Raw genomic sequence first — 24,781 nt, forward strand, 5'->3', positions numbered from 1 at the left:
CCTGTCGTTGATCCTTCTTGAACCATCGGCTTCGCCAATGCCAGCGGCAATTCCCGGTGGCGTTGGGGCCAGCCGGGGGCCTTAATGCATGTCGCGCAAAAGTGCAGCGGTTTTGCGATAACGACATGTATAAAAACAAGGACCTAAAGCGCGTCGCATGAGGCCGATCGAACGCGACACGTTTTAGGTGCATTACCGCGGGAGAACTTGCGCTACCGCGTGGCGCCGGACCCTCCGTGTTGGGAACCAAGGCGTATCTTTGTAGTTCAGTGCTGGTGGGCGAATACGCGTCTTGTGAGCCGCCGGTGTGCGGAGACGGTGTCAGCATCGACGTCGTTTCTGCTGCCCGGCCTGAAGCTCCAAAGGGAGGTCCGCCATCATGAAATTTCATTCCGCATTTGCGGCATTTGCCGTGGCCGCAGTTCTGGCGGCCGGGCCGGCGCGGGCTGTCGACCTCGCCATGGTGTCAGGAGATACCGGCAACGGCCAGAGAATCCTTCGCGAGATCCTCGATCAATACGAGAAGAAGACCGGCAACAAGGTTAGCGTCGTTCCGCTGCCCCCCTCGGCGACGGACCAGTTTGGCCAATACCGGCTCTGGCTTGCCGCCGGAAGCAGCGACGTCGACGTCTATCAAACGGACATCATCTGGGCCCCCCAGCTTGCAAGGCAGTTCATCGACCTGACCGAAGCGACCAAGGATGTCGTTGGCGCCCATTTCCCATCGATCATCAAATCGCAGACCGTGGACGGCAAGCTCGTCGCCTTGCCGATATTCACCGACGCTCCGGCGCTCTACTACCGCAAGGATCTCCTCGACAAATACGGCGCCAGGGTCCCGGCCAGCTGGGCTGAACTTGCCGATACCGCCAAGCTTGTCATGGATAAGGAGCGCGCGGCCGGCAACAAGGACATGTGGGGTTTCGTTTTCCAGGGCAACGCCTATGAGGGGCTGACCTGCGATGCACTCGAATGGGTGAAGTCGAACGGCGGCGGCCAGATTATCGAGCCGGACGGCACCATCTCCATCAACAATCCGCAAGCAGCTGCGGCGCTGGAAATGGCGAGGAGCTGGGTGGGAACCATCTCACCGCCCGGCGTTCTGGCCTACCAGGAAGAAGAGTCGCGCGGAGTCTGGCAGACCGGCAACGCCGTCTTCATGCGCAACTGGCCCTACGCCTACGCGCTTGGCAACAGCGAAAGCTCCCCCATCAAAGGCAAGTTCGAGGTGACGACGCTGCCGCCGGGGTCTGGTGAGGGCGCGCACCCGGCAGCAACGCTTGGCGGCTGGAATCTCGCGGTTTCCAAATATTCGAAGAACCCGGATGCAGCGATCGAGCTGGTCAAATGGATCGCCTCGCCTCAGATGCAGAAGTACCGCGCCTTGAAGGGGGCATATCTGCCGACCATCCAGGCACTCTATGACGATGCCGACATCGCCAGCGCCCAGCCGGTGATTCCGCGCTGGAAGGAAGTCGTCCTCAACGCGGTGCCGCGTCCCTCGGCCCAAGCCAAGAGCCGGTACAATGAGGCATCGAGCGAGTTCTGGACCGCCGTCCACAACACCATTTCCGGCGAGGGCACAGCCGCCGACAACCTTGCCGATCTGGAGTTCTCCTTGACCAGGCTCAAGGGCACCGCCTGGTGACCTCGCCGCGCTCAGGCTCGCTGCTGGCGCGTCAGCGTGTGCGCTCGGCATGGCTGCTGCTTGCTCCGATGCTCATCGTGCTCGCCGCCGTTGCCGGTTGGCCGTTGATGCGCACGATCTATTTCGGCTTCACCGACGCCTCGCTCGCCGACCTCGAAGCCCGCCGCTGGGTTGGCTTCGCCAACTATTTCTCCGTCGTGCAAATGCCGAGCGGCCGCGTCGTCTATGACGGGCTGCTCGCCGATCCGGTCTGGTGGCGCGCCGTCTGGAACACGGTGCGCTTCGCGGTGATTTCGGTGACCTGCGAGACGGTGCTCGGCATGATCGTCGCGCTGGTGCTCAACGCCAGGTTTCGCGGCCGCGGCATCGTGCGCGCCGCGATCCTCATCCCTTGGGCGATCCCGACGATCGTCTCGGCGAAAATGTGGCAGTGGATGCTCAACGACCAGTTCGGCATCATCAACGACGTCCTGCTCAAGCTCGGCCTGATCAGCACCAAGATCGCCTGGACGGCCAGCGCCGACACGGCGATGGTCGCCGTCCTTGTTGTCGACATCTGGAAGGCGACCCCCTTCATGGCGCTTCTCATTCTCGCCGGCCTCCAGATGCTTCCACAAGAAATCTACGAGGTCGCCAAGCTCGACGGCGTCGGCGCGTGGAGAATTTTCTGGAAGATCACTTTGCCGCTCATCCGACCGGCGTTGATGGTGGCCATGATCTTTCGCGGTCTCGATGCCCTGCGCATCTTCGATCTGATCTACGTGCTTACGCCAAACAACATACACACCAAGTCGATGTCGGTGTTTGCCCGCGAGAGCCTGTTTGAGTTCGACAAGTTCGCTTCCGGTTCCGCCGCCTCGACGCTTCTCTTCCTTATCCTCGCTCTGCTGACCATGCTCGTTCTTTGGCTCGGCCGGATAAGACTGGACAAGGACTATTGATCATGGGGGACTACTGACCATGTGGATCGTCAAGCGCACGGCTTTCTACCTCCTCGTCGCCGTTATCGTCGTCGTCGCGGTGTTCCCGTTCTACTACGCCATCATCACCAGCCTGAAATCGGGGACGGCGCTCTTCCAGATCGACTATTGGCCGAAGACGATTATCTTCAGCAATTACAGGACCGTGTTCACCGAGGGGACCTTCCTGCGCAACCTCGTGAACTCGCTGTTCATCTCGAGCGCCGTTGTCGTCATTTCGCTGTTCCTCGGTGTCACCGCTGCCTATGCGCTGGCGCGCATCCGCTTTCGCGGTCGCTCGGCTCTGCTCCTCACTATCCTGTCCGTTTCGATGTTCCCGCAATTGGCGGTGCTTGCCGGTCTTTTCGAGCTGATCCGCATCTTCGGCCTCTACAATTCGCCGTTCGCGCTGATCTTGTCCTACATGATCTTCACCTTGCCGTTCACCGTCTGGGTGCTCACCGCCTTCGTTCGCGACCTGCCGATCGAGCTGGAGGAAGCGGCGATCCTCGATGGCGCCACGCCCTGGATCATCATCAGCCGCGTCTTCCTGCCGCTCATGTGGCCGGCGCTGGCGACCACCGGGCTTCTCGCCTTCATCGGCGCTTGGAACGAGTTCCTGTTCGCCCTTACGTTTACTTCCAGCAACGAGCAGCGAACCGTGCCGGTGGCGATCGCGCTGCTCTCCGGCAGCTCGCAGTTCGAGATCCCGTGGGGCAACATCATGGCCGCATCGGTGATCGTCACCGTGCCGCTCGTCGTCCTCGTTCTCATCTTCCAGCGCAAGATCATTTCCGGTCTCACGGCGGGCGGGGTGAAGGGGTGAGTGCATAGTTGAACTGCGGGCACAGAGCAGCGAACTCAGATTGACGCCTCGAGCATAAATTGATGCCGGTGGGAAAGGGGCGGGAAGAACGCGAACTCGACCCGGCTGCCGCTTGCCTTGACAAATGCACCCTCTCATGTGCTTTTCGCGCAAATTTTCAGGCTGGGCCATCATGCCTTGGCCGCAACCCAACATCCGGACTTTAAGAATGACAATGCATCGTTACCGCAGCCATACCTGTGCCCAATTGAGGAAGCTCGACGTCGGCTCGACCGTTCGCTTGTCGGGCTGGGTGCATCGCGTGCGCGACCATGGCGGCCTGCTGTTCATCGATTTGCGCGACCATTACGGCCTGACCCAGATCGTCGCCGATCCGGATTCGCCCGCCTTCAAGATTGCCGAGACCCTGCGCGGCGAATGGGTCGTCCGCGTCGACGGCGAGGTCAAGGCGCGCCTCGCCGACACCGTGAACCCTAATTTGCCAACCGGCGAGATCGAAGTCTTCGCGCGCGAGATCGAGGTACTGTCGGCCGCCAGGGAATTGCCCCTGCCGGTCTTCGGCGAGCCGGATTACCCAGAGGACATCCGCCTCAAATACCGCTTCCTCGACCTGCGCCGCGATACCCTGCACAAGAACATCGTCGCGCGCACCAAAATCATCGCCGAGATGCGCAAGCTGATGGGCGAGGTCGGCTTCACCGAATTCTCGACGCCGATCCTGACCGCCTCGTCGCCGGAAGGGGCGCGCGACTTTCTGGTGCCGTCGCGCATCCACCCCGGCACTTTCTATGCGCTGCCGCAGGCACCGCAGATATATAAGCAGCTGATCATGGTGTCCGGCTTCGACCGCTACTTCCAGATTGCGCCGTGCTTCCGCGACGAGGACCCGCGCGCCGACCGTCTGCCGGGTGAATTCTACCAGCTCGACGTTGAGATGAGCTTCGTCGAGCAGGAGGATGTGTTCACCACCATGGAGCCGGTGATGCGGGGGGTGTTCGAGACCTTTGCCGCCGGCAAGCCGGTGACGGAGAAGTTTCCGCGCATTGCCTATGATGTCGCCATGCGCAAATACGGCACCGACAAGCCGGACCTGCGTAACCCGATCGAGATGCAGGCCGTCTCGGATCATTTTCGCGGCTCTGGCTTCAAGGTATTTGCCAACATCCTTGCCAACGATCCGAAGGCCGAGGTCTGGGCCATTCCGGCCAAGACCGGCGGGTCGCGCGCCTTCTGCGACCGCATGAACTCATGGGCGCAAGGCGAGGGCCAGCCCGGCCTCGGCTACATCTTCTGGCGCAAGGAGGGCGAGAAGCTTGAAGGCGCCGGGCCGCTGGCCAAGAACATCGGCGAGGAGCGCACCGAGGCGATCCGACAACAACTCGGCCTCGCCGATGGCGATGCCGCCTTCTTCGTCGCCGGTGATCCGAAGAAGTTCGTCTCCTTCGCGGGAGCGGCGCGCAGCCGCGCCGGCGAGGAGCTCAATCTTGTCGACCGCGACCGCTTCGAATTGTGCTGGATCGTCGACTTCCCGTTCTTCGAATGGAACGAGGAGGAGATGAAGATCGACTTCGCGCACAATCCTTTCTCGATGCCACAAGGCGGCATCGATGCGCTTAACGGCGAGGATCTGCTCGGCATCAAGGCGTTCCAGTACGACATGGTCTGTAACGGTTTCGAGATCGCCTCCGGCGGCATCCGCAACCATCTGCCCGAAACCATGGTCAAGGCGTTCGAAACCGTCGGGCTGGACCGCGCGACGGTCGAAGAGCGCTTCGGCGGCCTTTATCGCGCCTTCCAGTATGGCGCGCCGCCGCATGGCGGCATGGCGGCCGGCATCGACCGCGTCGTCATGCTTCTGGTCGGCGCCAGGAACCTGCGCGAAGTGACTATGTTCCCGATGAACCAGCAGGCCTACGACCTGTTGATGAGCGCGCCGTCGGAAGCCAGCCCGCAGCAGCTTCGCGAATTGTCGCTGCGCGTGGTGGCGACGAAGAAAGAGGTTTAAAAAACGCTCCGAACCGGTGCTGTTGATTCATAAAAAAGCCCGGCATCGCTGCCGGGCTTTTTGCTTGAAGCCTGTCTCGGTCAGTCTTCGTTTGCCGTAACCGTCACGCCGAGCGTTTTCGGCAGGTCGAGCGGGTTGGACATGGCGCCCGCCATGATCAGCGCGAACGGCACCGCTGCCGGCGGCTCGGCCGAGACCTCGATGCTTTGCGGATCGTCGAGGAACTTGTTGACCGCGGCCGAAACCTGCGCGGTCAGTTCCGGATTGTTGAGCTGCGCCATGCCGAAGGGCACGATCGCCTTGGCCTGGTTGGCGATGTCCTTGCCGGACATGCCTTGCTGCTTGCCGGCATAATCGAGCACCTTTTTGGTCAACGAATCGTCGTCGAAGCGGATCGAGGCGCTGTTGAACGAAAGCTGCTGCAGCAGCCCGAGCATGGCCATGCCTTGCGCCGAATTGTCGGCGCCTTCGGGCTGCGCCGCCATCTTCTTCTGCATCTCCTGCAGTGATTTGATGACGTCCAGCGTGTAGCCGCCGAGATCGAAGGTCATGCCGAGCGTGCCGGCATTGTCGACCGATATTTCGTATTTCGACAAGTCCATCCTGCCGTCGGTAGGCTGCCAGGTGCCTCCCATCTCAAGATTGCCTGTTATGTTCTGGTAGCCGAGTGCGTTGATGACTTCCTTGGATTTCGGATCTTCGACCAGGGTCAGGTCGGCAGCGAATTTTTCCGTAGTGCCGGAAAACGCCATGGCCTTGCCGTCGGCCGGCGGCGTGATTGCGATGGCAAGCCCGTCCATCGAGAAAGCAGTTTTGTCAGCCACTTTGACTGTCATGTTGTCGAGCTCGGCCGATTTGTACATCATCAGCGAGCCCAGCGGACCGGTTGCGCCTTCGGCCGGAACCGTCATGTCGTGGATGACGAAGGGGCTGAGATTGAGCGTGACGCCATCTTCGCTGTGTTCGAACGGCGACGTCGATACGGTCGCGATTTGATAGCCGCCACTGGCTTCGGTCACACCTTCGAGCTTGACGTCGCCGATCTTGAGCGCCTCCTTTTCGGCCGCCGGTTTGACCGCTACGCCTTGCAGAACCATGCTGGAGGTGTCGCCGGTTACTCCGGTCCAGGAGAGGTCGACACCCTGCGCGGCGAGGGCAGCCTTCAGCCGGTCGGCGACCGCGGTATCCTGCGCGAACGCCGCATTCAGCGGCAGCGTCAGCAAAAAGGTCGAAAAAGCCAGTCTCTTAATAAGTGTCGAGTGTCTGATCGTCATCGAGAGCTCCCCTGAGAGTGTCCTGAAATTCTTTTCAAATCGTCGCGTCGTCACCATTCGGTGACGAACTGGACCGGAAAAAGGCGGGCCTCGGCACAATGGTCGAAAATCGCGGCCAAAGGCAAACCCGATCCATCAGCCTTGCGATAGAAGCAGGATGTAACGGATTGATGTTGGCCGGCGTCGCGACGCTTCCAATCCTGTTGCATAATGGATGTCGCGCAACGGTTTTGCGGTAACGACATGCATCAAAACAAGGGCCTAAAGCGTCGCATGGGCCGGTCGAACGCGATGCGCTTTAGGAGCACGCATACCGGTGTGCCTCTTGCCGCGAATCACCCGCTCGGCTAGTGCCAGCCCATGGGAAAAAGGCTTTTGCCGCCCGAGAGTGGCGGCGGCGACAATATCGAGCCGGTCGATCTGAAGAAGGCGCTGGAAGAGCGCTATCTCGCCTACGCGCTGTCGACCATCATGCACCGGGCGCTGCCGGACGTGCGCGACGGATTGAAGCCGGTGCATCGTCGCATCATGCATGCCATGCGCCTGTTGCGGCTCAACCCCGACCAGGGTTTTGCCAAATGCGCCCGCATCGTCGGCGAGGTGATGGGCAAATTCCATCCGCATGGCGACCAGTCGATCTACGACGCGTTGGTGCGGTTGGCGCAGGATTTTTCGATGCGCTACCCGCTGGTCGACGGGCAGGGCAATTTCGGCAATATCGACGGCGATAACGCCGCCGCCATGCGCTACACCGAAGCGCGCATGACCGAAGTGTCGACGCTGCTGCTGGAAGGCATCACCGAGGACGCCGTCGATTTCCGCCCGACCTACAACGAGGAAGACGAGGAGCCGGCCGTGCTGCCCGGCGCCTTCCCGAACCTGCTCGCCAACGGCTCGTCCGGCATCGCCGTCGGCATGGCGACCTCGATCCCGCCGCACAATGCGGCCGAGCTCTGCGACGCCGCGCTTCACCTGATCGATCATCCGGATGCGCCCGTCACCAAGCTGATGGATTTCGTGCAAGGTCCGGATTTCCCGACCGGCGGCATCATCGTCGACAGCCGAGCCTCGATCCTCGAAGCCTACGAAACGGGTCGCGGCGGCTTTCGCGTCAGGGCGAAGTGGAGCCAGGAGGACCAGGGCAGGGGCACCTGGAACATAGTCGTCACCGAAATCCCTTACGGCGTCCAGAAGGCCAGACTGATCGAAAAGATCGCCGAGCTCTTGATGGCGCGCAAGCTTCCGTTGCTCGAGGATATCCGCGACGAGAGCGCTGAGGACATCCGCGTCGTGCTGGTGCCGAAGAGCCGCTCGGTCGATCCCGGCATCATGATGGAATCGCTGTTCAAGCTGACCGAGCTCGAAAGCCGCTTTCCGCTCAACATGAACGTGTTGTCGCGCGGCAAGGTGCCGAACGTGCTGTCGCTGAAAGGTGTGCTCAAGGAATGGCTGGAGCACCGCCGCGACGTCCTGATCCGCCGCTCCAAGCACCGCCTCGGCGAGATCGAAAGGCGGCTGGAGATCCTCGCCGGCTATTTGATCGCCTACCTCAACATCGACGAGGTGATCAGGATCATCCGCGAGGAGGACGAGCCCAAGCAGGTGATGATGGTGCGCTGGTCGCTGACCGACACCCAGGCTGAAGCCATCCTCAACATGCGGCTGAGAGCGCTGCGCAAGCTCGAGGAATTCGAAATCCGCGAGGAATTCAATGGCCTGACCGGCGAGAAGAAGCAGATCGAGGCACTGCTTGCGTCCGACGCCAAGCAGTGGGCGACGATCAAGTGGGAAGTCGCCAATGTTCGCCAGAAATACGGGCCCGACACCGAGATCGGCAAGCGCCGCACCGAGTTCGCCGACGCACCCGAGCATGACCTGACCGATATCGCCCACGCCATGATCGAGCGCGAGCCGGTCACCGTGGTCGTTTCGGAAAAGGGCTGGCTGAGGGCCATGAAAGGTCATCTGACCGACCATTCGGCCCTGACCTTCAAGGAAGGCGACAGCCTCAAGCTCGCCTTCCACGCCCAGACGACCGACAAGGTGCTGGTCTTCACCACCGGCGGCAAGTTCTACACGATCGGCGCCGACCGGCTGCCGGGTGGGCGTGGCCACGGCGAGCCGATCCGCATCATCGTCGACATGGACAACGACCAGGATATCGTCACCGCTTTCGTCCATGATCCCAAGCGCAAGCTGCTGCTGGTGTCGCATGACGGCAACGGTTTCATCGTGCCGGAAGAAGAAGTCGTCGCCAACACCCGCAAGGGCAAGCAGGTGATGAACGTCAAGGCGCCCGACGAAGCCCAGCGCTGTGTGAGCGTCGCCGGCGACCATCTCGCCATTGTCGGCGAGAACCGCAAGATGCTGGTGTTCCCGCTGGCCGAGATCCCCGAGATGGGACGCGGCAAGGGCGTGCGCCTGCAGAAATACAAGGATGGCGGTGTCCTCGACCTCAAGACCTTCACGCTGGCAAGCGGCCTGTCCTGGCAGGATTCGGCAGACCGCACCTTCACCAAATCGCGTGACGAGCTTGCCGAATGGATCGGCGCCCGCGCCTCGGCCGGCCGCATGGTGCCGAAGGGTTTCCCGAGGACTGGCAAGTTCGGGTGAAGCGGTAATCTCCCCCCTCGAGGGGGAGATGGCCGGCAGGCCAGAGGGGGTCCCCGCGCATGAAGCGCCAGCCTGCTTTGTTCGTGGTAAGGTCGCGTCAGGACGTCCCGACCCCCTCTGTCGCCTTCGGCGACATCTCCCCCTCAAGGGGGGAGATTAGCAGCGCCACCCGAACATTTGGAATGTCGTGACGATTGCTGCACTATATCAGTGCATAAGCGATGCGATGGGCTAGGGAGAATTGGGCGCTTGAAGGAAATCAGGATCCAGAAGCCGGAGCGGCAACAGCGTCTGTTTGGCCTGTCGACGCCGCTCAGGGCCGCTGTCATTCCGCCGCTGTCGGCGGCGCGCTGGCTCCTGGTGCTGATCGTCGCCGCCGGCGTATATTTTTTCCACGGCTTCCTGTTCCCGGTCCTTGCCGCCCTGGTTATCGCTTTCGCCAGTTGGCCGCTCTATCGGCGGCTGCTCGCAGGCGTCGGCGGCAACCGCACGATTGCCGCTACGCTTGCGATCCTGTTCATCCTGACATTCCTGGTGGTGCCGATCGCGCTTGCCGGCACCTACGCCATCAACGAGGTGCGCGAATGGGTCGGCTGGGCTATCGAGACCAACCGCTACGGCGCGCCGACGCCGCACTGGATCGCCACGCTGCCTGTAGTAGGCGAATGGCTCAATGAACAGTGGACGGTCAACGTTGGCCATCCAGGCGGTATCGGCGAACTGATCCAGCTGATCAGCGGCGCCAATATCGGCAGCATCTATCGCGGCGCGCTTGCCGCCGGCGGCAGCGCCTTCGGACTTTTGCTGACGCTGCTGTTCATGATGATCGCATTGTTCTTTGCCTATCGCGACGGCGAGCATTTCGCCGGGCAGGTCGATCGCCTCGGCGAACGCATCCTGCCGGCCAGATGGGAACGGATCTCACGCGTGGTGCCGGCGACGATCTCGTCGACGGTTACCGGTATGACCGTTATCGCCATCGGCGAAGGACTGGTGCTGGGCATCGCTTACTGGTTGGCCGGCGTACCGTCGCCGGTGACGCTCGGCGCGCTGACCGGCATCATGGCGCTTATCCCCGGCGGCGCGCCGCTGTCGTTCACGCTGGTCTCGATCTATCTCGCCGCCAGCGGCTCGCCGATGGCCGGGCTGGCGCTGTTCGTCTGGGGCGCGGTCGAGCTCTTCATCGTCGACAAGACATTGCGCCCGAAGCTGGTCGGCGGGCCGATAAAGCTGCCCTTCCTGCCAACCTTTTTCGGCCTGATCGGCGGCGTCAAGACAATGGGTTTTCTCGGCCTGTTCATCGGCCCGGTGCTGATGGCCCTGCTGGTCGCAATCTGGCGCGAATGGCTGCGCGAGGTGGAACTGACCGATGAACTCGCTGCCGCCGAACCGGCGGAGCAGGAAGATGCACCGCCGCAGATTGAAATTGTTGCCGAACGCGCCGCCGCGAAAAAGAATCAGGCCGGGTGACTGACGGCGAACGTGGCGCGGCGCTTGCGCCCGTCGTGCAACTGCCAGAGCGAATGGCCGATCAAGGTCATGATGAGGATCGCGCCGCCGATCAGGCTGTTGCGCGTCGGTGTTTCGGCGAAGATCATCCACACCCAGACCGGCGCCAGCACGGTTTCAAGCAGGTAGAACATCGCCACCTCCGGCCCGGAGATGTATTTCGGGCCGTTGGCGAGGCAGAAGAACGAGATCGGCATGATGACGGCACCGTTGAAGACGATCCACCATGGCGCGTTGACGTGAAAACCCACCTTGGAAACCATCAGGGTGGCGACGGCCAGCGGCAGGACCACTCCGATCAGCGCCGTGAAACCCATATCCTTGCCGCTGGCGCGCGAGATGGTGATGGCCGCGGCGATCATGAAAGCCGAGCATAGCGCCATCAGGTCGCCGAAGAGATGTCCGGTTCCAACGGAATCGCCGACAATGATCGTCACGCCGACGATCATAAGTGCCAGCGCTGCAAGCGTCAGGGGCCGTGGCCTCTCCTTCAGGAACAGCCATGACAAAAGGGCCGCGAACATGGTTGTGAACGCCAGGATGAAAACGAGGTTGGCTGTCGAGGTATTGTAGACACCGGTGATGAAGGCGATCGAGCCGAGCCCGTAGAGGCCGGCAACGATGAGCCCTGACCAGCCCGGTACAAGCTGCGGTGCCTTTGCGCTCAGCGATCGCCAGGCGGCCCAGATGATAAGCGTGGCGACGAAGGTCGTGCCGGTGCGCAACAGCAGGATCGTCCACGCCTCGCCGTCGGCGAGCCGGATCAGCGGAATGTCGACGGTCAGCGTCAGCCCGCCGATGGCGGTGATCAGAAGGCCTCTCTGGTGGTCGTTGTGGGAAGACATGCGGCAATTCTCGCGTAGGCTTGGCGGCGCAAAATTGACCCGCCCGGTTTCCCAGCCGATCGGCCGGAAGCCCAGCGGCATCCTCCTCGAAACAATTTAAGAGTGAATACCGAAAGCGAAGATCAGCGCGAAACCGCTTCGTGATTGTAGCGTTCCCAGCCTTTCGGGCCGAGATGCTCCTGCGGCTGGAAGCGCATCTTATAATTCATCTTGCGCGAGCCGTTGACCCAGTAACCCAGGTAGACATGGGGCAGGCCCATCGCCCTGGCGCGGGCGATGTGATCGAGGATCATGAAGGTGCCGAGCGAGCGGTCCTCGAAGTCCGGGTTGAAGTAGGAATAGACCATCGACAGGCCATCGGCCATCTTGTCGGTGAGCGCCACGGCGATCAGCTCGCCCTGGCCCTTGCCGGTGATGAAGCTGTCGGGTCCGCGGCGACGGTATTCGATGACCTTGGTGTCGACATGGGTATCCTCGACCATCATGGCGTAGTCGAGCACGGTCATGTCGGACATGCCGCCACGGCGGTGGCGGGCGTCGAGATAGCTGCGAAACAGCGAATACTGCTCGGTGGAGGGCTCGGCGTCGTGCATGGCGCCGACCAGATCCGAATTATGCTGTATGACGCGTTTCATGTTTCGGCTGGCGGTGAATTCCTGCGCCAGGATGCGCACCGACACACAGGCGCGGCAGGTCTCGCAAGCCGGCCTGTAAGCGATGTTCTGCGACCGCCTGAATCCACCCTGCGTCAGCAGATCGTTCATCTCCGGGGCCTTGTCGCCGACCAGGTGTGTGAACACCTTGCGCTCGAACTGGCCCTCGAGATAGGGACATGGCGAGGGCGCGGTCAGAAAGAACTGCGGCGACTGGGTCGGGTGCTGCGTCATCGAGCCTTGGAAACACTCCTGCGAATCGCTCTACCTTTGGCGCGGACGCCGAAAAATTCAACAGGATTGTGAAAGCCTGGTTGATTGGACGTCTTCACATTTGTGCGCAAAGGCTGCGGCCGCGCTTCAAAAGTCTGCTCAGCGGCCGCTGCGGCTGACGACGGTGCCGAGCAGCAGGTCGTGCAGCGTGCGCTTGCGATCGGAAAACAGGCTCACCAGTAGGACCAGCGGCGAAAGGATGACATTGCCGGCCCAAAACAGCACCGAATGCACGACGGCGGTCAGCCCGTCGATGGGGCTGCCGTCGAGTCGGTCGAGCCGGATGCCCATTATCTTCATGCCGGTGGTGGCCTGGTCTTTACTGCCGAGCGTGTTCCAGATGTAGAGGATGGCGACGGCCGGCACGAGAATGGAAAACAGCATCCAGCCGAGGCCGAGCGTCAACAGCCCGAACAGGAACACCAGGATCGCGAATGGAATGGTGAGCAGCGCCACGATGAAATAATCGATGACGAAGGCGAGAATGCGCCGCGTGCGCACGCCCTCATAGGCGCTGATATCTTCGAGCCTGTTGGTGATGATTTCGCCGTCGAGCACGCGAGCGTTCATGTCATTTCCTCGTAATCGAACCCGGGTTAATGCACGGGGCCGCTTGTTGATGAAATGGTGAAGGTTCGCGGCGGAATCAAGATCGAGCCTTTCGCCGCCGTGTAGATGGCGACAGAGCGCCTGGGGCCGTCTGACTTGTTGAATTCACGGCGCGGATAGCGTTAGTTTGCTGCGGCGCACAAAGCGCGCCGAGCCGAGGGGACGGGGCGACATGGACTACGACATGCTGGTCATCGGCAGCGGCCCATCCGGGCGCCGCGCCGCGGTGCAGTCGGCCAAGCTCGGCAAGTCGGTGCTGGTGGTCGACAGGGGCCGGCGTCTCGGCGGCGTTTCGGTGCATACCGGCACTATACCGTCGAAGACGTTGCGCGAGACGGTGCTCAACCTCTCCGGCTGGCGCGAGCGCGGCTTTTATGGACGCGGCTACCGCGTCAAGCAGGACATTTCGGTCGGCGATCTGGTCGAGCGCCTGCACAAGACGCTCGACCATGAGGTCGAGGTGCTGCAGCACCAGTTCATGCGCAACACGGTCAAGAGTGCGCGCGCCGCGGTAAAATTCCTGGGCCCCAACAAGGTCAGCCTGACCACCGACACCGGCGACTACAGCGAGGTTGGCTTCGCCCATGCGCTGATCGCGGTCGGCACCCGGCCGCACCGGCCGCGCGACGTGCCGTTCGACAAGACACGGATCTTCGACAGCGACGAGATGCTGGAGCTCGATCGGCTACCGCGCACGCTGACGGTGATCGGCGCCGGCGTCATCGGCGTCGAATATGCGACAATCTTTTCGGCACTCGACGTTCCGGTGACACTGGTCGAGCCGCGCAACACGATGTTGGATTTCGTCGACCGCGAGATCGTCGACGACTTCATCCATCAGATGCGCGACCGCGGCATGACCATCCGATTGGGCAGTGCCGTCAAGGAGATCGCCTCGAAACCCGACTATGCTGAGGTGACGCTGGCCGACGGCCGCACCATACGTTCCGAGATCGTGCTTTATGCCGCGGGACGCACCGGCAATGTCGGCAATTTAGGGCTCGACGCCGTCGGCATCGAGGCTGATTCGCGAGGCCGCATCAAGGTCGATCCGCAGACCTTCCAGACCAGCGCGCCCAACATCTATGCCGCCGGCGATGTCATCGGCTTTCCGAGCCTGGCATCGACCTCGATGGAGCAGGGCAGGGTGGCCGCCTGCCATGCCTTCGGCGTGCCCTTGCCGCCCCCGCCCGAAACCTTTCCCTACGGCATCTACGCCGTGCCGGAAATCTCCACCGTCGGGCAATCCGAGGAGCAGGTGCGCGAGAGTGGTGCCGCCTACGAGGTCGGCGTGGCGCGGTTCCGCGAGACATCGCGCGGCCACATCATGGGTGTCAACACCGGTTTCCTGAAGCTTCTGTTCTCGATCGAAACACGCCGTCTGCTCGGCGCCCATATTGTCGGCGAGGGCGCGACCGAACTCATCCACATCGGCCAGGCGGTCATCAATCTCGGCGGCACAGTCGACTTCTTCGTCAACAACACCTTCAACTACCCGACGCTGGCGGAAGCCTACAAGATCGCCGGGCTGGACGCCTGGAACCGCATGGGGCGAGGGTAGCTTCGGGGCTCATCGATCCGACGCTGCAACGGCGACCGCAGGATCCGCCAGCCATTGCCTGACGATGTCGGCGTCCGGATCGCCAATTTCATGGCCGGAGGCGACGGTGTGGGCCTCGACCTTGGCGCCATGCGAGTTCAGTAGAGCGGCCAGCACCGGCGCGAATGGCACGTAGGTCAGGTCGGCGGCGCCGGCGATGATCAGCGCCCGCGCCTTCGACAGGTCGGCCGGCGGCACCTCGTCGAGCACCGGCATCGGACGCAGCAATGCGGCGCGCTCGATGAGGCCCGGATGCAGCAGCATGACGCTTGAAACCAAATTGGCGCCGTTCGAATAACCGAGAAAGGTCGCGCGACGGAGATCGAGGCTGTGGCGCTTCGCGACGCCGGCGACGAAGCCCGCGAATGCCTCCGCCTCCGCGCGGATGCTTGCCTGCTCGAATCGCGTCGGGGTGATTCGCGTGAACCAACGGAACCCGTCCTCCTGAGGAATGCGGCCACGGACCGCAACCAGCACAGCATGCGGCGCGATTTGCCGACCAAGCGGCAGCAAGGTCGTCTCGTCGACACCCGATCCATGCAACAGGAACAGCCAGTCACCGGGTAAGTTGGCGGGTCGAAGGAGCCGGTAGAAAAAGCCTGAATTTTCCTGCAGAATACCGTCTTCGAGGCTCTCCTCGGCCATAGTCACATCCTTTTGATTTCGCGTTACTTTCGTTAATTTGCCGGCTTCAAAACGAAATATTTTCAAGCTCCGCGAAAGTTGATTGAACCGGGCGCATTTCAGTCCGTTTCTTTGCCCATATAATCCCCGCGGGGGGATCGAAGCAGTGTGCGCCGGGTGGTCGCCCGAGTGATCGCATGCCGGGCATAAACAACCAGCTTTAAGGCCTTTTATCGATGACCATGCCAGTTTCGCCGGAACGCGATACGCGTATTGACGTGTTCCGGGCTCTCGCCCTCCTGACCATATTCATCGACCACGTGCCGGGCACCGTTTTCGAAACCCTGACCTACAAGAATTTCGGGTTTTCGGATGCGGCCGAGGCCTTCGTGCTGATCTCCGGCATGTCCGTCGCTCTTGCCTACGGCACCAAATTCCAGCCGGGAAACCGGCTGGTCGCAACGCTGAAGATGTGGCGCCGCGCCGGCGTGCTCTATGTCACCCACATCGTCACGACGATGGTGGTCATGGCTATCTTCTGCGCAGCGGCGGTGTTTGCGAAACGGCCGGACCTTCTGACCCTGATCAACATCGAGCCGCTCGTCAGGAACCCGCCGCAAGTCCTCGTCGGCATCGTCACGCTCGGCCATCAGCTCGGTTACAACAACATACTGCCGGTCTATGCGGCCCTGCTGTTGATGGCGCCGGCCTTCCTGCTGTTCATCAGCTACAGGCCGCTGGCGGCGCTTGCCGTATCCGCAGCCCTTTGGCTGATTGCCGGTATCTACCAGATCGCGCCGCCGAACTACCCGGAGCCCGGTTTCTGGTTCCTCAATCCGCTGTCATGGCAATTGCTGTTCAATATCGGCATGGCCAGCGTGTTGCATGTGCGGCGCGGCGGCACCATCCCGGTCAATCGTTGGCTGGTCGGCGCGGCGGCCGCTTATGTGCTGACGGCGCTCGTCTGGGTGCACAGCCCGCTATGGGGGCATGTGTCATGGCTTGACCTGCCGGTGGTGCTGACCGGTTTCGACAAGACGTTCCTGTCGTTGCCGCGGCTGCTGCACATCCTGGCGATGAGCTATCTGGTCGTCGCCTTGCCCTTCGTCTCGAACCTGTTCCGCACCGGCCGCGACAATCCGCTCGCCATATTGGGCAAACGCTCGCTGCCGGTTTTCATTGCCGGCACGGTGATTGCCATGGCGGCGCAGGTGATGAAGCTGATCAACCCGGGCGGCATTGCCTATGACAGTCTGCTGCTCGCCGCCGGCATCGCCATGCAGTTCGCGCTCGCCTTCTATCTAGAGTGGCTGTCCGCCATCGGCTGGTCCGGCAAGGGCAAGCCGGTCCGCAACGAGGCGCCGCCTGTCCGTCCATCCTTTGGCATCGGTCCCATGGCGGCCAATAGGTAAGATTTGGAGCCGATCTGCCCCAGTCAGCCTGTACTTGGCGGCGGTCCGGACGATGCCCTGACGACAAGTTCGACGTCGAGCGTTTCTCGCCGCACGGTGCCGTCGAAGTCGAGGATTCTTCGCGCTGCCCGGCGGCCGATCTCGGCGATCGGCTGGGCGATGGTGGTGAGCGGAGGCTCGCAAGTTGCGGCTTCAGGCACGCCGTCGAAGCCGACAACGGAAACATCGCGGGGAACCGCGATGCCCCGTGCGTTGAGCCATTCCAATGCCACCATCGCGATCCGGTCCGACATCGCCAGGATGGCGGTCGGCGGTTCCGCCGAGGCGAAGATGGTTTCGACACCGGCCCTTGTGCTCGCCTTATCGTTTTCCGTCTCGTAGACCGGCACCTTGGCGGTGTCGACACCAAACCGGGAAAGCTCTTCGAAATAGCCGAGGAGGCGGTCACGGGTTCCGGTATAGACCGCGGTCCGGACCTGCTCGGGCGAGACAAGACCGGTGCTGTCGTCGGCGAAGGCCAGCGACAGCACGGCGAAGCGGCGATGTCCAAGTTCCGCCAGATGGCGCGCCGCGAGCCGGCCGCCGGCAACATTGTCGATACTGATCGCCGAGACCGTCTCGTCCTGCGAGCCGAGCTCGAGCGCGACGAAGGGGAGCTTTCGTTCGCGCGTCAGCTCAACGAGACGCGGACCGCCCTCGATGCAGAAAAGGATGAAGCCATCCACGAGGGCGCTCTGGATATTCCAGGCAAGTTTTTCCTCGTTGCCAGCCGACACGAGGGCTATCCCCGCGCCGGTGGCGTCGCAGGCTTCCGAGATGCCGGCCATCATCACGCGGGCAAACGGGTCGTCGAAGAAATAGGACAGCGGCTCGGTTGTGGCGACGCCGATTGCATTGACCTTGCCGGCGCGCAGCAGCCGGCCCTTGGGATCCGGGCCGGCGTAGCCCAGCGCCTCGGCCGCCGCCTTGACCCGCTCGCGGACTTCCTCGCGCACGATTTCGGGACGGCTGAAGGCATTGGAGGCAGTGCCGTGCGATACGCCCGCGGCTTTGGCGATGTCCGCCAGCCGGATGGGCCTCCTGCTGCCCTCGGTGGGTGATGTCATTTGTTCGTCTCCAGGACTCCTGTCCGACAGTAGTGCCGATTACCTAACATCTTCCTTGGATCGATTCAAATTTTTGCTTGACATTTATGCTGTGACGCATATTCTTGAATCGATCCAAGAGCGGTTTTGCCCGCACATTGGATCGATACAAGAGGAGAGTGCCATGCACCCCGTCAATTATCTGTTCGAGGACATTTACCGGAACGACTGGAGCATCCGCTCGAGCGCGGAGGCCCGCAAGGGGCGCGACAGGACCGGTCCGTGGATTCGCGACCTGCGTTTCCTCGTAGGACGCAAGCGGAGCTGATCGGCGGCCTATTTTTTGTGCCCGCTGATTGGATCGATTCAAAAAGGAGATTAAGCCATGCACCCGATCAAGCATCTGTTCGAAGACATCTATCGCAATTATTGGGGCATATCGCCGGCCACCGAACGGCCGGAGCGGCGGCGTGTGGTCAAAACGGCCAAACGCGACGGCCAAGTCCGGCCCGAACGTCGCCAAGACTGACAGAACCGGCGAACCCGGCTGCCGCGTCAAGGGCGCGGCCGCACCAGCGCCGAGGCGGCCATCATCAGCCAGCCGCCGATGAGCAACGTGCCGCCGATCGGCGCCGACATCGGGAACAGCCGCGAGCCAAGGAAGTCGCGGGCCAAAAGATCTCCCGAGAACAGCAGAAGCCCGACGAGAAGGATGAGGCTTCCGGTTCGCAGGATGCTATTGCCACCGAGCAGCCCGACGGCAAGGAAGACCGGCGCATGCAAGAGCAGGAAGGATGCGGCCGTACCGACCAAAGCGCCGCCGAGATGCGCCGCCGCCGCCGAAAGCGCCACGCCAGCCGCGCCGCATAGGCCGCCGGCAAAAACCAGAATGCGGCCGCCTGCCGCGTGTTCATCCGTGCTCATGTCCACGCCTCCGTGATTCCTGGCGACCGCCTGAGATAGTGCTGCGAACCGTGTCAGGATTTGCCGGCTTCCGCCAGCATGTCGCGCTCGCGGCGCGACTGGACCAGCCAGTTATAGGCCGCTCCGCCCGCCATCAGAATGGATGTGCCGAGAAACACCGAGCGCATACCGAAATGGCCGCCGGCAAAGCCGCCGAGCAACGGTCCGGCGACCTGCCCGACATATTGCGCCGAGATCGACAAGCCCAGCACATTGCCACCGACCCCGTCGGGCACATTGTGGCGGATGACGCTGGTGATGCAGGGCAAAAGACCGCCAAGCGCTAGGCCCATCAGGAAACGCAGGCCGACGAGTTGCCAGCCCTGGGTAACGAAGGCCTGCGGGATCAGCAGCAGCGCCGAGACGGCGAGTGCGGCAACGATGACGTTCCAGTGGCCGATACGGTCGGCGAGATTGCCGAGCCGCGACGCCGACAGGATGGCGCCGAGCGCTGCCGCTGACATGACGATGCCGGAGACCAGCGTGACCTGGCACTGATCTTCGATGAGCTGCTGGACATAGACGGTGATGATCGGCTCGATCGACATGGTGGCGAAACTCAACAGCATGCCGGTCGCCAGCATGGCGACGACGGGGCGCTTGTCGGGAATCTGCGACCAGCTGTCCTTCACTTTTTCTTCTGACGCGGCCTTGGCGGCAACCGGGCGAGGCGCCTCCTTGATCAGCAAGGTGGTTGCCAGAAAAGCCAGGAAAATGACGCCGCCGGCGAGCAGGAATGTGGCGCGTATGCCAATCAGCGGCGGCAGCGCGCCGCCAAGCAGCGGACCGACCAGGGCACCGGCGGTGATACCGGCCGACAGAACGCCCAGCGCCCAGCCGGAGCGATCCTTCGGCGTCTGCATGGCAACCAGGATGGTCGAGCCCGAAGAATAGCCGCCGGCAAAGCCGATCAGCAGGCGCAAGAGCACCAATTGCCAGACAGTCTGCACCATGCCGGTCAGCGACATGCACAGCGCCATGCCGCAACTGGCGCGCACCAGCATCAGTTTGCGGCCGTAACGGTCGCCTAGCCGCCCCCACAGGGGCGCGACCAGCGCGGCGGCAAGGAAGGTGGCGCCGTAGGCGACGCCCGACCACTGCACGATCGCCGCATGGCCCTCTGCGCCCAGCTGCTCGACGTAAAGCGGCAGGAAGGGCAACAGCAGCGTCATCGCTACAAGCGTGCTGAACGAGCCGGCAAAACACACGGCGAGATTGCGGCGCCAGTGGACGTTGTGCGTGGCGCGGTTGGCGTCTTGCGGCATGTCTGTCCTGTCCGGTCAGCTTGCATGAAACTTGCTGTGGATACCAATCTGGGATACCAACCTGGTATCTGTCATGAACGCAAGCCCCGTCGCTGTCAATGCGGGCCTCTCAAACATGATCGACAAAGGCCGGCGTGATCGGCCAACGCCGGCCAGTGACCCGATTGCCGGAACGAATGACCTGAACGGAACGCCAATGTCGCAGATGCAGAACGTCGAAAAGCAGCTTCGCGAGATGATCCTCGGGCTCGAGATTGGTCCCGGCGAGCGGCTGACGGAGCGCTGGGTCGAAAGCCGCTTCGGCGCCTCGCGCACGCCGGTCAGGGCTGCGTTGCTGCGGCTCGAGACAGAAGGCCTGATCTGCCGCGACGGCCGCGGCTGGACGGTCTCGCCAATCAATCTTGCCGAGCTGGAGCAGATCGCCGTCTATCGCGAGGCGGTCGAGGTCGCGGCAGTCAGGCTGACTTGCACCTTGCAGGACAGAAGTGCCGTCGAAATCATCGAGGCGATGCTCGATTCTTGCGACGACAAGACGCCGCGCGAGGAATGGCATCGCGTCGGCAGGGATTTTCATATCGAGCTGGCACGCCTGTCAGGCAACGAGTTCCTGTTCAGAGCGGTTCGCGATGCGATGACGCGCCTGTCGCGCGCCCGCTGGCTCGAGGTTCGCGACGAGGCAGCGCTCGGCCGCGCCTGGGCCGAACACCATGCCATTCTGTCGGCGGTGCGGGCCGGCGATGCCGATACCGCCGCCCGCCTGCTTTCGGCCCATATCATCGGCAGCCGCGACCGGCTGGTGACCTCGCTGCGCAACGACCGGCGCGGCCTGCGCGCCCGGGGATTTGCCGTCGTCGCTTGAGTGAGGATCGGCTGCCATTGATCACGAAAAGAGCAGATGAGCGAAGAATGCTACTTTCGGTCTCGCTTCGCAAATGCCGATGGCGTAAGAGCGGCGATGGAAAACAACCGATTTGACACACCCGTGACCGTCAAGGGCGCGGCGGGAAGCAATCAGCTCTTGCGTACGGCCCGCGAGGCTTCCGACTACCTCCTCAACAATTGGCCCGGCAAGCGCAGCCCCAAGCACCGCGAAGCGTTGCAAGCCTGTCATGATGCGCTGGCCGGCGACAAGCCGGCCATGAACGCAAGACGGGCCTTCATTGCCGCCGCTCGTGAAGTGAACGTCTTCGTCAGCGACAAGGCGCCTGCCTGAGGCATAGCGGGATTTGACCGAGGCCCGGCCCGCCTGGCAGCCCGGATATCATCACTCTGCCGTTTCGGTTTTGGTTTGGGACTCGCTCTCGCCCTCGGGCTTCGATCGCTCCTTGGCTGCGACCTTGGCAGCCTGCTTTTCCGCCTTCTTGGCAGCCTTCTGCCGGTCGCGTTCCTTGCGTTCCTGACCGTAGTTCGGTGCTCGTGCCATATCGTTTCCTTTCGTTGTGCTTGGCCTTTGCCTAGGAGCATTGGACCGCAAACACAACACCGCAAGGCACGATCGGGCTCCATATCTCGGCGCAGTCCGGAGAGCCCGGCTTTTCAGGCGCCGTCGCGGTCGAGAACGAGATCGGCCGGCCCGAACCGGTCCTTTGCCGTGAATTGCTGGTGCCAGTAGGGATAGAGCACGGGCGGCCTGCTGACCACATCGAGCCGTGTGCGCTCCTCATCGGCAAGCACAAGGCTTGCAGCGGCGATATTGTCTTTGAAATGGGCTTCGGTTCGTCCGCCGATCACCAGCGAACTGACAGCGGGCCGGCCGAGCAGCCAGGCAAGCGCCACCTGCGCCGCCGACACGCCGTGATTATTGCCGATATCGATCAGCGTGTCGACGATCCGCCACAGCCGGTCCTCGTCGCGGATCGGCGGTTCCGACCAGCCGCTGAGCTGGCGGGCGGTCGGCTGGTCACGGTGGTATTTGCCGGACAGCAACCCGCCGGCAAGCGGGCTCCAGACCAGCACGCCGAGCCCCTGGTCGACCGAGATCGGCAACAATTCATACTCGGCCTCGCGCGCTTCCAACGTGTAATGGATCTGCTGGGTGACGAAGCGCGGCTGGTGATGACGGTCGCTGATCCCCAGCCCCTTCATCACTTGCCAGCCGGAATAATTGGAGCAGCCGACATAACGGACCTTGCCCTGCGCGACCAGCGTGTCGAGCGCGGCGATGGTTGCCTCAAGCGGTGTCAGGCCATCCCACTCGTGCAGGAAATAGATGTCGATGACATCCGTCCTGAGCCGCTTCAGGCTCCTCTCGCATTCGCGGATCAGATGGTAGCGCGACAGGCCTTCATCATTGGGGCCTTTGCCGATCCGCATGCGCGCCTTGGAGGCGATCAGCACGTCGCCCTTGCGTTTGCCGCCGAGCGCCTCGCCGATGATCTCTTCCGACACGCCGTTCGAATAGACGTTGGCGGTGTCGATGACATTGACGCCGGCATCGATGCAAAGGTCGATCATCCGGCGCGCCTCGTCGAGGTCGGTCTTGCCGACCGCCGAAAACGCGCCGCCGCCGCCGAACGTCATGGTGCCCATGGTCAGCGTTGAAACCTTCAGCCCGGAACGGCCGAGAGTGCGGTATTCCATGTCGTATCCTCACAATTTATCGGGAAAGGGCGTTGCAGACGACAGCCCTCAATGAACCAGCTATTTGTAGGATAATTCGTTCCGCTTGTCGCCCGTTCCGCAGGGCAAGCTCGATCACATCTTGCGGATTGAAACGCACAGCCAGCTCAGTAGTGGCTGCAATAAAACCGTCATTGCCGGCCTATACTAACATCGGTCCAGCGCTTCGATTTCCGGCCGCCGGGCCGGGCGGCAGAGCGCCTGACAGCGGCCGGCAAGGCCTGTAAGCGGAGCAGCGTAAATGACCGAGATAAAACAGAATTCCCCGGCCAGGGACTGGCTGGAAGCGGAACTCGCCGACACGCTGGATGAAGACTATGAGCTGGAAATCTCGGAGCCGGCGCTGTCGATGGAGATCGCCAAGATCTACAAGAATGCACATCCGCCATCGATCGACCGCCTGCAGTATTTTCGCGATCTCATCACGCTGCAATCCGAGTTGATCAAGCTGCAGTCCTGGGTCGCCTATCACAAGAAGAAGCTCGTCGTGGTTTTCGAGGGCCGCGACTCGGCGGGCAAGGGTGGTGTTATCAAGCGCATCACCCAGAGGCTTAATCCGCGCATCTGCCGCGTCGCAGCACTTCCGGCGCCGACCGAGCGCGAGAAGTCGCAATGGTATTTCCAGCGCTACGTTCCGCATCTGCCGGCCGGCGGCGAGATCGTGCTGTTCGACCGCTCCTGGTACAACCGCTCCGGCGTCGAGCGGGTAATGGGCTTTGCCCAGCCGGATCAGGTCGAGGAGTTCTTCCGCGACGTTCCGGATTTCGAACGCATGCTGGTCCGCTCAGGCATTACGCTTGTCAAATACTGGTTTTCGATCACCGACGAAGAGCAGCAGATGCGCTTTTTGATGCGCATCCATGACCCGATGAAGCAATGGAAACTGTCGCCGATGGACCTCCAGTCGCGCGTGCGCTGGGAGCAGTACACCAAGGCCAAGGAAGAAACGTTCGCCCGCACCAATATCCCGGAAGCCCCGTGGTTCATCGTCGAGGGCAACGACAAGAAACGGGCACGGCTGAACTGCATCGACCATCTCCTCAAGCAGATGCCCTATGAGGAGGTGCCGCACGAGGAGATCACACTGCCGGAGCGCGTCTTCAATCCCGAATACGAGCGCCAGGTACTGCCGCGCGAACTGTATGTGCCGGAGAAGTACTGACTAAAGCGGCGAGGAGGGCGCCGCTCCATGGCGGCACCCTGCAACAAGCTAGGTGCGCTCGATGATGACATGCGTGGCCTTCGGCGTCGCGACCTGCTCGCTGCAGCGATAGCCGAGCTTGGGCATGTCGATGCCGGCAAAAAGGCTCTCGCCGGCGCCTAGCAGGACCGGTGAGATCGCCAGATGCATTTCGTCGATGAGCTTTTCCTTGAGATATTGCCGGATCGTAGAAACGCCGCCGCCCAGCCGTACATCCTTACCGTCAGCCACTGCCTTCGCCTTCTCCAGCGCTGAGTGGATGCCGTCGGTCACGAAATAGAAGGTCGTGCCGCCCTCCATGACAATAGGATCACGCGCATGGTGCGTGAGCACGAAGACCGGCACGTGGTAGGGTGGGTTGTCACCCCACCAGCCTTTCCAGCTGTCATCCGGCCATTCGCCGCGGATCGGCCCAAACATGTTGCGGCCGAGGATCCATGCGCCGACATTTTCGAAGCTGCGTGCCGCGAACGCCTCGTCGGTGTCCGTGGTCCCGCCATCCTTGCCGAGGACCATCTTGCGGAAGGTGCGGGTGCCGAACATCCATTCGTGCAGGGCTTCTCCGCCAACACCCAGCGGGTTCTTCAGGTCTTGGTCGGGACCGGCGCCGAAGCCGTCGATCGACAGGGTGAAAGCGCTGACGCGAAGCTTGGACATGAGAGCCTCCTCGATAACCAATTGTGACATGCAAGCAGTTATCGGGGTAGCTTAACTGATTGCATTTTGCAAGCGGTATTTTTGCTGGCGGAGCAATCGCTTCCAAATCATGTTGGAATAACCAATCTCAATGTCGGCGCC

General features: G+C 62.2%; 24 protein-coding genes. 13 read left to right on the forward strand and 11 right to left on the reverse strand.

Translation table 11 applies throughout. From position 1 onward, the window contains the following. Positions 1-379: 379 nt before the first annotated feature. The 4 genes from NKH41_RS12635 to aspS all read left to right on the forward strand — a co-directional run bounded on the left by NKH41_RS12635 (position 380) and on the right by aspS (position 5,438). Complete coding sequence (locus tag NKH41_RS12635; protein WP_352926119.1) at positions 380-1,648, forward strand: ABC transporter substrate-binding protein; 1,269 nt, start codon at positions 380-382, stop codon at positions 1,646-1,648. Between the two features lie 68 nt (positions 1,649-1,716). Then, positions 1,717-2,589, forward strand: coding sequence for a carbohydrate ABC transporter permease (locus NKH41_RS12640; protein WP_352472057.1), 873 nt, complete (start codon positions 1,717-1,719; stop codon positions 2,587-2,589). Positions 2,590-2,608: 19 nt separating this feature from the next. Beyond that, positions 2,609-3,433, forward strand: coding sequence for a carbohydrate ABC transporter permease (locus NKH41_RS12645; protein ID WP_352932756.1), 825 nt, complete (start codon positions 2,609-2,611; stop codon positions 3,431-3,433). Between the two features lie 214 nt (positions 3,434-3,647). Further along, the gene (gene aspS, locus NKH41_RS12650; protein ID WP_352932920.1) at positions 3,648-5,438 is read left to right on the forward strand and encodes an aspartate--tRNA ligase; all 1,791 of its coding nucleotides are present in this window, start codon (positions 3,648-3,650) and stop codon (positions 5,436-5,438) included. Positions 5,439-5,518: 80 nt separating this feature from the next. Here aspS and NKH41_RS12655 read toward each other — a convergent pair whose 3' ends face one another. Continuing rightward, positions 5,519-6,712: an aq_1923 C-terminal domain gene (locus NKH41_RS12655; protein ID WP_352932759.1), complete on the reverse strand. Its 1,194-nt coding sequence runs from the start codon at positions 6,710-6,712 to the stop codon at positions 5,519-5,521. Between the two features lie 360 nt (positions 6,713-7,072). Between NKH41_RS12655 and parC the strand changes: the two genes are divergently transcribed. Continuing rightward, positions 7,073-9,325 carry a DNA topoisomerase IV subunit A gene (gene parC / locus NKH41_RS12660; RefSeq protein WP_352682070.1) on the forward strand — a complete coding sequence of 751 codons (2,253 nt, stop codon included), beginning with the start codon at positions 7,073-7,075 and terminating at the stop codon, positions 9,323-9,325. A gap of 249 nt (positions 9,326-9,574) precedes the next feature. Continuing rightward, the gene (locus tag NKH41_RS12665) at positions 9,575-10,795 is read left to right on the forward strand and encodes an AI-2E family transporter (protein ID WP_352542394.1); all 1,221 of its coding nucleotides are present in this window, start codon (positions 9,575-9,577) and stop codon (positions 10,793-10,795) included. Here NKH41_RS12665 and NKH41_RS12670 read toward each other — a convergent pair. From NKH41_RS12670 to NKH41_RS12680, 3 genes are all read right to left on the reverse strand, one after another. Further along, positions 10,783-11,679, reverse strand: a complete 897-nt coding sequence (locus NKH41_RS12670; RefSeq protein WP_352472036.1) for a DMT family transporter — start codon at positions 11,677-11,679, stop codon at positions 10,783-10,785. The genes NKH41_RS12665 and NKH41_RS12670 overlap by 13 nt on opposite strands. Before the next feature lie 122 nt (positions 11,680-11,801). Next, positions 11,802-12,566 carry an arginyltransferase gene (locus NKH41_RS12675; protein WP_023717252.1) on the reverse strand — a complete coding sequence of 255 codons (765 nt, stop codon included), beginning with the start codon at positions 12,564-12,566 and terminating at the stop codon, positions 11,802-11,804. 138 nt (positions 12,567-12,704) lie between these two features. After that, the gene (locus tag NKH41_RS12680; protein ID WP_352649947.1) at positions 12,705-13,175 is read right to left on the reverse strand and encodes an RDD family protein; all 471 of its coding nucleotides are present in this window, start codon (positions 13,173-13,175) and stop codon (positions 12,705-12,707) included. 211 nt (positions 13,176-13,386) lie between these two features. Between NKH41_RS12680 and sthA the strand changes: the two genes are divergently transcribed. Continuing rightward, on the forward strand, positions 13,387-14,775 hold the full coding sequence (gene sthA, locus NKH41_RS12685) for a Si-specific NAD(P)(+) transhydrogenase (RefSeq protein ID WP_352472033.1): 1,389 nt from the start codon (positions 13,387-13,389) through the stop codon (positions 14,773-14,775). A 9-nt stretch (positions 14,776-14,784) separates the two neighbouring features. Here sthA and NKH41_RS12690 read toward each other — a convergent pair whose 3' ends face one another. Next, positions 14,785-15,459 carry an alpha/beta hydrolase gene (locus NKH41_RS12690; RefSeq protein WP_352501500.1) on the reverse strand — a complete coding sequence of 225 codons (675 nt, stop codon included), beginning with the start codon at positions 15,457-15,459 and terminating at the stop codon, positions 14,785-14,787. A gap of 215 nt (positions 15,460-15,674) precedes the next feature. Between NKH41_RS12690 and NKH41_RS12695 the strand changes: the two genes are divergently transcribed. Continuing rightward, positions 15,675-16,850 (forward strand): OpgC family protein, encoded by a 1,176-nt coding sequence (locus NKH41_RS12695; RefSeq protein WP_352501501.1) that lies wholly within the window; start codon positions 15,675-15,677, stop codon positions 16,848-16,850. Positions 16,851-16,873: 23 nt separating this feature from the next. Here the strand turns inward: NKH41_RS12695 and NKH41_RS12700 are convergent, their stop codons facing one another. Continuing rightward, on the reverse strand, positions 16,874-17,956 hold the full coding sequence (locus NKH41_RS12700) for a LacI family DNA-binding transcriptional regulator (protein WP_352501502.1): 1,083 nt from the start codon (positions 17,954-17,956) through the stop codon (positions 16,874-16,876). A 163-nt stretch (positions 17,957-18,119) separates the two neighbouring features. On the opposite strand from NKH41_RS12700, the gene NKH41_RS12705 reads away from it, so the two are divergent. After that, positions 18,120-18,263 carry a hypothetical protein gene (locus NKH41_RS12705; RefSeq protein ID WP_352472030.1) on the forward strand — a complete coding sequence of 48 codons (144 nt, stop codon included), beginning with the start codon at positions 18,120-18,122 and terminating at the stop codon, positions 18,261-18,263. 57 nt (positions 18,264-18,320) lie between these two features. Next, the gene (locus tag NKH41_RS12710; protein ID WP_352472029.1) at positions 18,321-18,464 is read left to right on the forward strand and encodes a hypothetical protein; all 144 of its coding nucleotides are present in this window, start codon (positions 18,321-18,323) and stop codon (positions 18,462-18,464) included. Positions 18,465-18,490: 26 nt separating this feature from the next. Here the strand turns inward: NKH41_RS12710 and NKH41_RS12715 are convergent, their stop codons facing one another. Together NKH41_RS12715 and NKH41_RS12720 are read right to left on the reverse strand one after the other, a co-directional pair. Then, positions 18,491-18,859 (reverse strand): DUF423 domain-containing protein, encoded by a 369-nt coding sequence (locus tag NKH41_RS12715; RefSeq protein ID WP_352542399.1) that lies wholly within the window; start codon positions 18,857-18,859, stop codon positions 18,491-18,493. A 53-nt stretch (positions 18,860-18,912) separates the two neighbouring features. Next, positions 18,913-20,163, reverse strand: a complete 1,251-nt coding sequence (locus NKH41_RS12720; RefSeq protein ID WP_352501505.1) for a multidrug efflux MFS transporter — start codon at positions 20,161-20,163, stop codon at positions 18,913-18,915. Positions 20,164-20,359: 196 nt separating this feature from the next. On the opposite strand from NKH41_RS12720, the gene NKH41_RS12725 reads away from it, so the two are divergent. Together NKH41_RS12725 and NKH41_RS12730 are read left to right on the forward strand one after the other, a co-directional pair. Next, the gene (locus tag NKH41_RS12725) at positions 20,360-21,022 is read left to right on the forward strand and encodes a GntR family transcriptional regulator (RefSeq protein WP_352472024.1); all 663 of its coding nucleotides are present in this window, start codon (positions 20,360-20,362) and stop codon (positions 21,020-21,022) included. A gap of 96 nt (positions 21,023-21,118) precedes the next feature. Next, positions 21,119-21,376 (forward strand): DUF982 domain-containing protein, encoded by a 258-nt coding sequence (locus NKH41_RS12730; RefSeq protein ID WP_023674477.1) that lies wholly within the window; start codon positions 21,119-21,121, stop codon positions 21,374-21,376. 51 nt (positions 21,377-21,427) lie between these two features. On the opposite strand, the gene NKH41_RS12735 is transcribed toward NKH41_RS12730, so the two are convergent. Together NKH41_RS12735 and NKH41_RS12740 are read right to left on the reverse strand one after the other, a co-directional pair. After that, positions 21,428-21,586 (reverse strand): hypothetical protein, encoded by a 159-nt coding sequence (locus NKH41_RS12735; RefSeq protein WP_254817539.1) that lies wholly within the window; start codon positions 21,584-21,586, stop codon positions 21,428-21,430. Between the two features lie 113 nt (positions 21,587-21,699). Further along, complete coding sequence (locus NKH41_RS12740) at positions 21,700-22,743, reverse strand: aldo/keto reductase (RefSeq protein ID WP_352932765.1); 1,044 nt, start codon at positions 22,741-22,743, stop codon at positions 21,700-21,702. A 280-nt stretch (positions 22,744-23,023) separates the two neighbouring features. On the opposite strand from NKH41_RS12740, the gene ppk2 reads away from it, so the two are divergent. Continuing rightward, complete coding sequence (gene ppk2 / locus NKH41_RS12745) at positions 23,024-23,944, forward strand: polyphosphate kinase 2 (protein WP_352472021.1); 921 nt, start codon at positions 23,024-23,026, stop codon at positions 23,942-23,944. Between the two features lie 48 nt (positions 23,945-23,992). On the opposite strand, the gene NKH41_RS12750 is transcribed toward ppk2, so the two are convergent. Next, positions 23,993-24,640 carry a dihydrofolate reductase family protein gene (locus NKH41_RS12750; RefSeq protein WP_352472020.1) on the reverse strand — a complete coding sequence of 216 codons (648 nt, stop codon included), beginning with the start codon at positions 24,638-24,640 and terminating at the stop codon, positions 23,993-23,995. Between the last annotated feature and the right edge of the window lie 141 nt (positions 24,641-24,781).

This window comes from Mesorhizobium sp. M1169 (genome assembly GCF_040318345.1).
Taxonomy (GTDB): Bacteria; Pseudomonadota; Alphaproteobacteria; order Rhizobiales; family Rhizobiaceae; genus Mesorhizobium.